Source organism: uncultured Chloroflexus sp., from assembly GCF_937129525.1.
Taxonomy (GTDB): Bacteria; Chloroflexota; Chloroflexia; order Chloroflexales; family Chloroflexaceae; genus Chloroflexus.
Genome location: NZ_CAKZNK010000015.1, coordinates 50948 through 63428, shown reverse-complemented (window position 1 = coordinate 63428; position 12481 = coordinate 50948). Strand labels below are relative to the sequence as shown.

At 57.4% G+C, this 12481-nt stretch carries 7 protein-coding genes; all 7 read right to left on the bottom strand.

Annotated features, from left to right (window positions below):
* A partial coding sequence (locus tag Q0650_RS01030; RefSeq protein WP_298814915.1) for a biotin/lipoyl-containing protein occupies positions 1 to 543 on the bottom strand: 543 nt, incomplete at its 3' end.
* Between the two features lie 21 nt (positions 544 to 564).
* Positions 565 to 1548, bottom strand: a complete 984-nt coding sequence (locus Q0650_RS01025) for an alpha-ketoacid dehydrogenase subunit beta (RefSeq protein WP_298814912.1) — start codon at positions 1546 to 1548, stop codon at positions 565 to 567.
* A gap of 147 nt (positions 1549 to 1695) precedes the next feature.
* The gene (locus Q0650_RS01020) at positions 1696 to 2724 is read right to left on the bottom strand and encodes a thiamine pyrophosphate-dependent dehydrogenase E1 component subunit alpha (RefSeq protein ID WP_298814909.1); all 1029 of its coding nucleotides are present in this window, start codon (positions 2722 to 2724) and stop codon (positions 1696 to 1698) included.
* Between the two features lie 322 nt (positions 2725 to 3046).
* On the bottom strand, positions 3047 to 6004 hold the full coding sequence (locus Q0650_RS01015) for a malto-oligosyltrehalose synthase (protein ID WP_298814906.1): 2958 nt from the start codon (positions 6002 to 6004) through the stop codon (positions 3047 to 3049).
* Positions 6001 to 8439 carry a DUF3536 domain-containing protein gene (locus tag Q0650_RS01010; RefSeq protein ID WP_298814903.1) on the bottom strand — a complete coding sequence of 813 codons (2439 nt, stop codon included), beginning with the start codon at positions 8437 to 8439 and terminating at the stop codon, positions 6001 to 6003. Before Q0650_RS01010 ends, Q0650_RS01015 begins: the two co-directional genes overlap by 4 nt.
* Before the next feature lie 89 nt (positions 8440 to 8528).
* Positions 8529 to 10310, bottom strand: coding sequence for a malto-oligosyltrehalose trehalohydrolase (treZ, locus tag Q0650_RS01005; RefSeq protein WP_298814900.1), 1782 nt, complete (start codon positions 10308 to 10310; stop codon positions 8529 to 8531).
* Between the two features lie 58 nt (positions 10311 to 10368).
* On the bottom strand, positions 10369 to 12402 hold the full coding sequence (gene glgB / locus Q0650_RS01000) for a 1,4-alpha-glucan branching protein GlgB (protein WP_298814897.1): 2034 nt from the start codon (positions 12400 to 12402) through the stop codon (positions 10369 to 10371).
* Positions 12403 to 12481: the final 79 nt, after the last annotated feature.

Sequence of the window (12481 nt, the reverse complement as noted above, 5' to 3'; positions counted from 1 at the left end):
CGGCGCAACTGCCGGGGTGGGCGCTGGCGCGGCTGCCGGCACCGGGGTTGAAGGCTGGCGCTCCCGTTCGGCGAGAAAGCGGAGCACATCTTGTTTCGTGATCCGTCCACCCTGGCCGCTGCCACGGATCTGGGCCGGATCGAGATTGTGTTCGGCGAGCAGACGAGCAACTACTGGCGAGAGGTAGGTGTTGCGGCCATCAGCAGGCGGCGGCGCAGACACAACCGCCGTGACCGTAGCCGCTGCCGACGCGGTTACGGTCGCCGCTACCGGACTGGCCGCCGGAGCCGGCGCTGCAACGGTTGAACCGGCTGGAGTCAGCCGGGCAATCACCGTGCCCACGCGCACCGTTTCGCCTTCAGGCACCAGAATTTCGTGGAGGATACCGGCTTCAGGGGCCGGCACCTCGGTATCGACCTTATCAGTTACGACTTCCAGCAACGGCTCGTACTTTGCTACCGGATCGCCTGGCTGTTTCAACCAGCGACCCACTGTGCCTTCAGTCACACTCTCGCCAAGTTGGGGCATTTTGATGTCGATCATGGAATTCACCCCTATCAGCCCTCAATATGCCGCCAACCGCCGCATCGCGACAGCAATCGAAGCTGGCGACGGCATAAACGCAGCTTCCAGTGAATGGGCAAACGGCATTGCCGGAACATCAGGCCCACCGATTCGCATCACCGGCCCATCGAGATACTCAAAAGCGTGCTCGGCGATTAGCGCCGCCACTTCGCCGCCAAACCCGCCAAACAGGTTGTCTTCGTGGACGATTAGCGCTTTACCGGTGCGGCGGACACTCGCCAGGATCGTGTCGGTGTCGAGTGGGCGCAGTGTGCGCAGATCGATGACCTCAACACTTACTCCTTCGGCAGCCAGGGTTTGCGCCGCTTCAAGGCAGTAGTGCAGCATCAGGCCATAAGCAAAGACCGAAAGGTCTTCGCCGGGGCGCTTGATGTCAGCCGGCCCAATCGGGACCCGGTAATCCTCTTCTGGCACAAAGCCCTTGATCAGGCGATAGGTCTTTTTGTGTTCGAGAAAGAGTACCGGATTGGGGTCTTCGATCGCGCTCTTCAGCAAACCCTTGGCATCGTAAGGGGTTGATGGCGTGACGACCTTCAAACCGGGAACATGAGCGAAAAAGGCTTCGACGCTCTGGCTATGGTAGAGCGCGCCGTGAATACCACCACCATAGGGCGCGCGAATCACCAGTGGCACTTCCCAATCACCGTTAGAACGGTAATGGATGCGAGCCGCCTCTTGCACAATTTGATTGAATGCCGGAGCAATGAAATCGGCGAATTGAATCTCAGCAACGGGCAGCGTATCGTTCATCGCTGCGCCGATGCAGGCACCCACTATCACACTCTCGGCCAGGGGCGAATCGATCACTCGCATCGGCCCATACTTGTCGTACAGACCCTCAGTGACGCGAAAGACCCCACCGCGCTTACCAACATCTTCACCAAAAATAAACACGCGCGAATCGGCAGCCATCATCTCGTCGAGACCTTGCCGGATTGCTTCGAGGAGATTCATCTCAGGCATTGTTTCCTCCCTGGAGGTTGATGACATAGAACGGCCCGGTTGCGGTAACCGGAAATCTACCGGCACATCGACCACAAAGGCCAGACAAGCTCACCCAACGGCATACAGGCAGCCTGGCATAGTCTCTGCATACCTTTGCATCTTGTCTTAACGCCGCGGACGCGGTGGCGCGTAGACATGGTCGTAGAGCGTTTCCGGTTCTGGCATTGGCGCGCGTTCAGCCTCTTCGGTAGCCTGGTCAACAATTGCCGCCACCTCGGCGCGCATTGCTTGCTCTTCGGCTTCACTGAGAATGCCGTGCTCGCGCAACTGAGCAACAAAACGCACAATCGGATCCTGGTGGCGCACCAGCGTAATCTCGTGCGGCGGTCGATAGGTGCGGTCGTTGTCGTCACTGGAATGAGCAGTCATGCGCACTACCCGCGCTTCGATCAGGGTTGGGCCGTCGCCTCGCCGGGCGCGCTCGACAGCGCGACGGGTGACTTCATAGACAGCCAGTACATCGGTGCCATCAACACTGATGCCGGGAATGCCGTAAGCTACGCCGCGGTCGGCTACGCTGGCTACGGCCATCTGTTGGCGCTGATGAACACTGATAGCATATTCGTTGTTCTCGCACTGAAAAATGACCGGCAGCCGATGCACGGCTGCCAGATTGAGGGCTTCGTGAAAATCGCCCTGGCTGGTGGTTCCCTCGCCAAACGATACCCACGCTACCGCATCGCCGCCTTTAATCTTTTCGGCCAGCCCGATCCCCGCCGCGTGGGCAATCTGTGTGCCAACGGGCGACGACTGGGTGACAATCTTCAACCGCCGACAGCCATAATGAGCCGGCATCTGCCGTCCACCTGAACTGGGATCGGTCGCGCGAGCAAAGAGACCGAGCATGACCTCGGTTGGGGTCATACCCATAACCAATACCATTGCCAGACCGCGGTAGTACGGCAAAATAAAATCTTTGCCGCGACTCAGCGCAAAGGCTGCCCCGACCTGCGCCGCTTCATGCCCCTGGCAACTGATCACAAACGGCGCTTTCCCGGCCCGGTTCAACACCCACATCCGCTCATCGAGCGCGCGCGCTAACATCATGTACCGCAGCATGTCACGCAGGGTGTGCGCTGGCAGGTCATGTCCAAATCCCGGACTGGCGCTAATTTCATTGATCGAGACGGTCATCAGTCATACCTCCCTCTTGTGTAGATGCGCCAATACCCATGCCCCGCCACGGTTCGCCGTAGCGGGGCGCGACAACGCAGAAACGCGATCACAGCGCTTACGTTCCGTCCCCATCGACGGCGATCGTGAGATCGGGTAACCATGAATAGTATAGCCGAAAATTGGGTTGCAGGTTGAGGAATGCGCGCCCGTTTCACACCCAGCAGTCGCCACTCTCACCGACTAACAACAAACGGACACCTTATCTCTATCGCGGCGTCAGACCAAACCCGATGAGGCGCGTGTTACAGAGCGTCTTGCCGTCCATACGGCGCAATGGTTGCTATTCTCGCACTAACAACGCCACCGGCCAGCGACGCAACATCTCGGCCAGCGCCAGACCTGGGCCATTTGCATGGTTCGTGACAGTCAGGCTTTCATCGGTGAAGAGATTGCGGTAGCACACCCCTGGCGTCGCCTCTGGGATCGGCAGCCATGTTTCACCCCAAAGCTCACCGATCGGCGGCTGTTGTCTGCCACCGCTGAGTCGCGCAGTCAACCTTGGCGTCACCGTTATCGCTTCACCACCATCGGCGTGACGGCGGGCAAAGGCGATCACGTGATTGGCAGCCAGACCAGCAGCAGACAAAGGTATATACGCGCCGGAGCAGAAGAGGTTAGGCCGGTTTCGGCGCAATTCAAGCGCCATAGCGATGATGTAGAGCTTGATCCGACCATCGGCAGCAGTCTCCAGCAACTCTTCGGCCAGAACTGCTGCGCCACGCGCCGCGCGTTGGGCGCGTAGTTCAGACAGCAATGCGATCCGGCGCTGAAAATCGACTGGCCGCCGGTTGTCTGGATCAACCAGACTAAAATCCCATAACTCGCAGCCCTGATAGAGATCGGGAACGCCGGGGGTGGTCAGGCGCACCAGCGTTTGGGTCAGGCTGTTGAAACGACCAAAAAAGGCGACCCGATTGGCAAATGCATCCAGACTTTCGAGAAACCGGCGCGAGCGGCGCGGATCGAGGATACCGGTCACAAACCGCTGAATGGCAGCATCATACTCAGCATTCGGATTAATCCAGCTCGTATTGACTTTCGCTTCACGGGTTGCCTTTTCCATGTAAGCGGCGATTCGCGCAGTGAAATCCGGCAGATGCTCCATTCCTTCCCATGTTCCAATCAGCGTCTGATACAGCAAATACTCATCGTTACGACTCGGCGCCATGCCACTCTCGATCCGGCTACGTTTAGCCGCATTGAGCCGACTCCAACGCAAAACATGCTTGCGCCATTCGTCGGGTAGCTCGCTCAACACGCTGATCCGAGCCCGCACATCCTCACTACGCTTGGTGTCGTGGGTCGAAGTCGTGACCATGCTGTGCGGCCAGCGCTGTTTACGCTCTTGCGCCGCCTGATGCAGCTCGGCCACGTCGCAACCAAAGAGTTCAGGATGTCCACCCACCTCATTAAGGGCTACCAGGCGGTTATAGACGTAGAATGCCGTATCTTCTACGCCTTTCGCCATCACCGGGCCGCTCAACTGTTGAAACTTCATCACAAATCGCACCACATCATCGCGCACCTCAGGGGCAAAGTGATCGAGATTGCGCAAGAGCAGCGTATCTTCGAGAAAGTCAAAGATTTGGGCTGCTGTGCGCGGATTGCGCCGTTTCGCCTCGCGCGTGGCGTAGCGGATCGCCTGCTCATCACGTTCGCTGACAATCCCATCGGGACCAATGTAGGTACGGTAGACCGGCATCCCGGCAATGACTTCGCGAATGGCGAATGTGAGACTGTTGAGCGTAAAGTCACGGTAGCGGCGCGTGCGTTCTGCCAGCCGGTCGAGGAGATGGCTCAGCGTGTTGACCTCACTGGCCAGTGAGACCAGCATAATCTCTTTCTTTTTGCTGTTGACCAGATTGGCGAAGGTTGGCTGCGGCCCGGCAAACTGGCTGTAGAGACGGTTGAGCGCGCGCTGGCTGCTGCGGTCGATCAAGACGCCACCAATCTGGTTGAGAAAATCGTAGCCGGTTGTGCCGGCCACAGCCCAATCGGCAGGCAGTGACTCGCCGTGACTGAGGATCTTTTCAGCTACCACGTAGAGCGGCCACATCTGCTCGCCACGTTCGCCCAGCGCTAACCGTTGCCGGATTTGCGCATCGAGATCGGGCGGAACACTACCGCCAAATCGAACTGCTGCGGCATAGCGGAGATAACTCTCCTGGAGCTGGCGGAAATAAGCCACCGGATGCCACAAACCATCTGGATGATCGATCCGCACGCCAGTGGCAATACCCTCGGCCAGCAAGCGCAAGATCAGATCGTGAGTCGCCTGCAAAACTTCGGGAAGCTCAACCCGAATGGCCGCGAGTTCATTGATATCGAAGAAGCGGCGGTAGTTAATCTCTTCGGTCGCTACGCGCCAAAAAGCCAACCGATATGATTGGCGCGCGATCAACGCATCCATCAGATCAAAACTTTTCGGGTCAGCGGGATCACCGTTGTAATCAGCCAACGCATGCTCGATCATGCGACGCACCGGCGCACTGGCCGCCACCAGCGCTGCAATCCGGCGTTTAATTACCTCTTTCTCCCGGTTGCGCTCGATCACCCGTTCAGGAGCGGTCTCCTGGCGCGACGGCAGGTAGCCGATAGCAGTAATGATGCTCTGCAACTCAATGGCATCAGGGTGATCAGAGCCGAGTTCGGTCAACAGATCATCGAGGCGGTGCGCAAGAATGTCGGCATAACTGCGTGGATTGAGCGGGAAGCGATGATCCCAATAACCAATGCTAAAACCGCCATCGTCATCATAGTACAGGCGCAACTCACCTCGTTCGAGAATGACACCGTACTGATCACCCAGCACCGGCAATAACACTTTACCTTGCAATTCGGGCGGAACCGGATCCCAGTCAATATCGAAGTAGGGGGCATAGATTGAGCTTGGCCCATTTTCGAGCACATCGCGCCACCAGGTATTGCGCAGATCGCCGATCCCCATGTGGTTGGGCACCACATCGAGGATCAGGCCGAGTCGATGCGCGCGCAATACCTCGGCCAGGCGGGCAAAGGCTGCTTCTCCGCCCAATTCGGGATTGAGTTGAGAATGATCGGTAATATCGTAACCATGCCGGCTACCGGCGCGAGGGGTCAGGATCGGCGAGAAGTAGAGATCGCTGATCCCGAGATCGGCGAAGTAGGGAACCAGGGTGGCTACATCGGTGAAGGTCAGGTCGGCATTTAATTGCAACCGATAGGTTGCGCGAGGAATGCGAGGTTCAGGGTCAATCATGGCTCTCCTGCTGGCAGACGAAAGCGCAATTTCGCGCCGAGCGCGCGGAAGAGCCGCATCCAGGCATAGGCGTCGGCGAATCCCGCATCGGCTTCGGCTTTCATCTGCGGATAAACCGTCTGCAACAACTCGTAGTAGACGTTTTGGGCGTGCCAGACATCAACTTCAAACGGCAGATTGCGCGCTAAACCCACTGCTGCATCAAGCTGGGTTAGCAGCGCGCGATCCTCCGGCGTGAGATGAAAAGTTTGGCTAATGCGCCGAATGGTGCCGCTCAACGCATAACTCAGCCCGTCAGCATCGAGCGTTACCCCTGAACGCTGCGCTTCGCGCAAGAGACTGTTGATCCGGTCGAAATCGAGCGGCTCGTGTTCGAACAGGCGACGCAATTCGGTATTGATGGCAAATTCAGCAGCGATCTGAAACTCGCGCGGAACCGGCATACCCATACTAGCCAGGAACCGCATCAGTGGAGCATGATTCTCATAGATCTGACGGTACGCCGCTTCAGCATCGGCAAGACTGGAGGTAAGAATACGGTTGAGGATCTGGCGTTGCTCATCACCAAAGAGGAGTTTGAGCGAATACTGCTCCTGACCGAAGTTGCGGTCAACCATGCGAATAACACCGGGAATATCGGCGCGCAGGAAGAGTTCACTCAGCTCGTCGATCAATTTTTGATACGGTTGCTCACCTTGATATTCACGAACACCACCGGAAATATTGTGATCACCGAGATGCAGCACTCCGAAACTCAGCCGGGTTGATTCGCCGGTGATGTTCGACTGAATCCGAATTCGCCCCAACGCTAGCCGCGCTTTACCGGCCAGCAACAGATGATAATCCTCTCGATCAACCGTGTAGGCATAGATCTGCTCACGCTCGCCGACGCCGTTGAAGAGCGAGGTCATGGCGTAATGCGCGCCAACCTTGCGCAGATCAACCATCGCCGGACGAACGTGGCGCTCATATAGATCACGCCCATTACCCCGAATCGGTACATTGCTGCGCGCCTGCGCAAGCCGGTCGAGGAATTCACTCTCAAAATCGTCACCAAACAGATCATGCGCCAGTTGAATGGCTCGTCCGGCATACATCATCACCTGGATGGTCTCGATTCCACCCAGATCGTCAAAAAACCAGCCGCACGAGGTATACATCAGCATCAGATGGCGCTGCAACTCCATGAGCTTCAGCACCGCGATGCGTTGACCATCATCGAGGCGGCTGCGACCATGCCGCCCGATGAACGCAGCAACGTTTTCCGGTGAGCGATCAAGGATCACACTGATGTAGTCGTTGCGCGCCGCCCATGGATCAACCAGTAAACGGCGGGCATACCCTTCAAAGCGTGGGGCAATCGTATCGCGCAGCCAGTCAAGCGCCGCGCGCAAGGGTGCCCGCCAGGTCTGGTTCCAGCCGGGGTTACCGCCGGTGTTGCAGCCACAGTCCATTGACCAGCGCCCGACTCCGTGCGCGCAGCTCCACGAGGTGCGCTCGATAATCTGCACTTCGTGAGTTGGACGGTATCGCTGCAAATATGCTGCATAGTTCGTCAATCGGGCCAGGCCGGTCTCTTCGATGTAGTGCAAAGCATACGCCAGTGCCATATCGCCGTAACGATGATGATGACCGTAGGTTTCGCCATCGGTCGCAATATGGGCCAGTTGTGGCCAGGGACGCTGATCGTTAAAAATGCTGGCCAGGCGGTTGGCAAAACCGATGCCACTACTCAAGAGACGTTCAAACGCTACCGCTCGCGAGACCGGGCCATCGTAAAAGAAAACAGTGATCGATCTCCCACCCGGTAATTTCACCAGATACGGCTGAGTTGGATCAATCCGACCACCACTTACATCATGCCAGATCATTTCACCGATCTTGCGCGTGTGGCTGGCCTGAGTTGGCGCAAGAACAGTGAAGAGAATTCCGTGCTCAGCCATTATGTCGAGCGTTTCGAGATCGACCGCCGTTTCGGGTAGCCACATTCCTTCAGGTTTGCGACCGAAGCGATGGACGAAATCCTGGATACCCCAGATCACCTGCGTCTCTTTGTCGCGTCGCGCCGCCAGCGGCATAATGATATGGTTGTAACACTGCGCCATCGCCGAACCGGCGCCAAAATAGCGCTGGCTCTCCTGATCGGCGGTGAGAATGGCCTGATAGACCTGTGGCGCATGAGCAGCCAGCCAGGTCAACAGGGTGGGGCCAAAGTTAAAGCTGATCCGACTATAGTTATTGACAATGCGGACAATCTGATTCTTGCTGTCGAGGATGCGCGAGGCAGCATTCGCTTCGTAACATTCGGCAGTGATGCGTTCATTCCAGTCGTGATATGGATAAGCCGAGTCTTGTTGTTCAACTGCCTCCAGCCACGGATTTTCGCGCGGCGGTTGGTAAAAGTGGCCGTGAATACAGATCAGCCGCTCGGCCATAATGACAACTCCAATTACAGTTCAAGCCGGTCGCAAGCGACGCATAGGTCATCGCCAGAGCGTGCATCGTTATCTCGCGCCGCATGATGTTAACCTGGCTGGTCTACCGTCAGTAGCACGGCACTATGTCCGCCACACGTCAGACTGGCGCCGCGCACCATCGCCATTGGCGGATCAGCGCTATCCAGTTGTATCTGCCATGGCTTCTCAGGTAGCGTAACCTGAGCCGGATCGGCGCCAAAGTTGAGCACTAACCGAATTGCCGGCCATTCGACAATGATCGTTTTCCCCTGCACCCGTGTGCGCGGTCGTTGTCGCAACCCGGGCAATTCGCGCCGTAGCCGTAACAAATCCTGGTAGAAAGCCTGATGCGCCGCGTGCCGCCCCACCGCGCGCAACGAGTGATTGAGCTTCGAGCGCTGGAAAGTCGCCGGGTCTTGCGGGTCGGGCACCTCTTGACCGGGTTGGAGGAAGTAAGCAAATTCGCGCTTTCGCCCCTCGCGCACACCGGTAATCAATGCCGGATCGCTGTGATCGGTAAAGTACTGAAACGGCGCCGGCTCATTGTACTCTTCACCCATAAAGATCAACGGTGTATACGGACTGAGTAGCACGGTTGCGGCGGCCAGGCGCAATTGAGCCTCGATCAGCGTGGCACCCAGCCGATCACCAACTGCGCGGTTGCCAACCTGATCGTGATTTTGGGCGAAGACAACAAACTGCTCAACCGCCAGATCAGCCGGATCGCGGCCAAACCGGCGGCGGGCGTGGGGCGAATACTCCCCGGCGAAGACAAAACTTCGCTCAATCGCCGTCGCCATCTGTTCGATGCTGCCAAACCCTTCGTAATACCCATTGCGCTCACCGGTCAGCAACGAGTGCAGCGCGTGGTGAAAGTCATCCGACCAGATCCCGCTTAGGCCGTATCCACCCAATGCTTTCACACGGGCAAAGCGCGGGTCATTGAGCGGATGCTCGGCGAAGAGGTAAGCGGGTCGGCCCAAACGCACTGCCTGCTCTCGCACCCGGTCGGCCAGTTCTTCCAGGACATGGTACGGCGACGCGTCAAAAATCGCTTGGGTGGCATCGAGACGCAGTCCGTCGATGTGATATTCGCGCAACCATTCGAGGGCATTTTCGATGATTAGCCAGCGCACCAGGTCGCTCTCAGGACCATCGTAATTGATCGCTGCGCCCCAAGGCGTCCGATAGCGATCGGTAAACGCTGGCGGCGCGATCTCCCACAGATAGTTTCCTTCGGGGCCGAAATGGTTGTAGACGACATCGAGCAATACCGCCAGACCGTGGGCATGGGCTGCATCAACCAGGCGCTTCAACCCATTCACACCGCCATAAGCAGAATGTGGCGCATAGAGGTAGACTCCATCGTAACCCCAGTTGCGCGTGCCAGGAAAATGCGCTACCGGCATCAATTCGATAGCGGTAATGCCCAGCTCACAGAGCATGGGCAGATAGGGGATGATCGCTTCGAAAGTGCCTTGCGGGGTGAATGTGCCAACGTGCAGCTCGTAAATCACCAGATCAGAAAGAGGTATTCCACGCCAGGATGCATCACTCCAGTCAAAGCGATGATCGATGACGGCTGACGGGCCGTGAACACCGGCAGGCTGACAACGCGACGCCGGATCGGGTCGTTCGCGAGTGCCGTCAAGCCGATAACGATAGCGAGCGCCGGGAGGGGCAGTAGTCACCGCGTGCCAGCAACCGTAACCAATCGGCTTCATTGCTACCGCATGCGGCGTCGGATCGAGCACAATTAACTCGACTGTCATTGCTGCCGGCGCCCACAGGGTAAACTCTGTCATTCCATCTGTGCGATACACTGCGCCAGGTCGAGGAAGATTGAACATAAGCTTTTCAGGTTGGTAGGGAGGGCAAGACAGCGAGCCGGTTCCCCTGGGCTCCTCCCTATCCGCTATGCTTGAAGTACAATGCACCCAGTGGTGGCAATCGCAACCGCAATGAGAACGGACGGCCATGCAATGGCATCTCTTCGGCCATCACCCCACCAGCATTGCCTTGTCCGCTCCCCCAATAGTATTCCGAGTCGCTGTTGAGCAACTCGCGCCACCACCCGCCCGCCGGCACACCGATCCGGTAATCCTCCCGCACGACCGGCGTGGCATTCAGCACCACCAAAATCGTCTCACCATTCCGGCTCTTGCGCAGGAAGCTATACACGCTTGCATCGGCATCATTTGCATCTACCCACTCAAACCCGCGCGGGTCGCAATCGGAGTCGTGCAAGGCCGGTTCGTCACGATACAGTCGATTAAGATCGCCGATCAAACGCATTACTCCCTGATGCGATGGGAACATGAGCAAATGCCAGTCGAGACTGGTATCGTGCGACCATTCACGCCACTGACCAAACTCGCCTCCCATGAAGAGCAACTTCTTGCCGGGTTGCGCGAACATGTAACTGTAAAGCAGGCGCAGATTGGCAAACTTCTGCCAGACATCACCGGCCATCTTGTCGAGCAATGAACCTTTACCGTGTACCACTTCATCGTGGGAAAGCGGTAACACGTAGTTCTCGGTGAACATGTATAGACCGCGAAAGGTTAGCTCGTTGTGATGGAAGCGGCGATAGATGGGATCGCGGCGGAAATATTGCAACGTATCGTGCATCCAGCCCATATCCCACTTGAAACCGAACCCCAACCCGCCGACGTAAACCGGACGCGAGACCATTGGCCAGGCCGTGCTCTCTTCAGCGATAGTCTGCACATCGGGATAGTACTTATAGATCTGCGTATTCAACTCGCGCAAGAAGCTAATCGCCTCCAGATTCTCGTTACCGCCATACTGATTGGGGATCCACTCACCGGGCCGGCGCGAGTAGTCGAGGTAGAGCATGCTCGCCACCGCATCAACGCGCAGCCCATCGATATGGAACTTGTCGAGCCAGCAGAGCGCCGAGCTGATTAGGAAACTGCGCACTTCATTGCGACCGTAATTGTAGATGTAGCTTCCCCAATCGGGATGGTAGCCCTTGCGCGGATCAGCATGTTCATAGAGATGTGTGCCATCGAAATATGCCAGCCCATGACCGTCGGTCGGGAAGTGGCTCGGCACCCAATCGAGAATGACGCCGATGTTGTGCTGATGCAGATAATCAACGAAGTACATGAAATCTTGCGGCGTGCCGTAACGGCTGGTCGGCGCAAACATACCGGTTGATTGATAGCCCCAAGAACCATAGAAGGGGTGTTCGGTCACCGGCAGTAGCTCAACGTGGGTGAAGCCGCACTCTTTCACATGCTCAACCAGCTCGTGAGCCAGCTCGCGATAATTCAGGGGCCGGTTATCTTCCTCCGGCTTGCGTCGCCACGAACCGAGATGAACTTCATAAATTGAGATTGGCGCATCAACCCGATGACGCTGCCCCCGCTCGGCCATCCACTGCTGATCTGACCAGGTATATTCGCGATCCCACACAATGGCTGCCGTTTGCGGTGCGACTTCAAAGTAGCTGCCGAAGGGATCGGTCTTATCTTCACGATAGCCGTAGTAGCGCGAGGCGATATGAAACTTGTAGCGCATACCCTTGCCGACGTGGGGGATGAAACCCTCCCACACCCCGGAAAAACCGCGCTGACGCAACGGGTTGGCGCCGGCATCCCAGTTATTCCAGTCGCCGATCACAGCCACATATTCAGCATTTGGCGCCCAGACGGCAAAATAGGTACCGGGAACTCCTTCAATCGTCACCGGTTGCGCGCCAAATTTGTCGTATAGGCGATAGTGGGTGCCCTGATTGAAGAGATAAATATCATCTTCGCTCAAGATGCTGGTCATCATCGCTTTGGTTGCGGCTGAAGGCTCCTCTGTCACCGCCGTTGGCGTCTCGGTAGCAGGTGTAATCATCGGCGCAGTCGGCTCTTCGACCGCGGTCTCCTTCTTGCGCCGGGTACGGCGTGGTTTGTCGGTATCACTCATAGCGATTTCCTCTAAATAGGCGGCTGCGGCAACCACGCGCCACAGCGATGTCGATCACAACTGGCCCTAAGCACGGCGG

Coding starts and splice junctions, on each gene's coding strand:
- Q0650_RS01020 (WP_298814909.1), bottom strand. CDS start 2,724: ATGACCGTCTCGATCAATGAAATTAGCGCCAGTCCGGGATTTGGACAT.
- Q0650_RS01025 (WP_298814912.1), bottom strand. CDS start 1,548: ATGCCTGAGATGAATCTCCTCGAAGCAATCCGGCAAGGTCTCGACGAG.
- Q0650_RS01015 (WP_298814906.1), bottom strand. CDS start 6,004: ATGATTGACCCTGAACCTCGCATTCCTCGCGCAACCTATCGGTTGCAA.
- glgB (WP_298814897.1), bottom strand. CDS start 12,402: ATGAGTGATACCGACAAACCACGCCGTACCCGGCGCAAGAAGGAGACC.
- treZ (WP_298814900.1), bottom strand. CDS start 10,310: ATGTTCAATCTTCCTCGACCTGGCGCAGTGTATCGCACAGATGGAATG.
- Q0650_RS01010 (WP_298814903.1), bottom strand. CDS start 8,439: ATGGCCGAGCGGCTGATCTGTATTCACGGCCACTTTTACCAACCGCCG.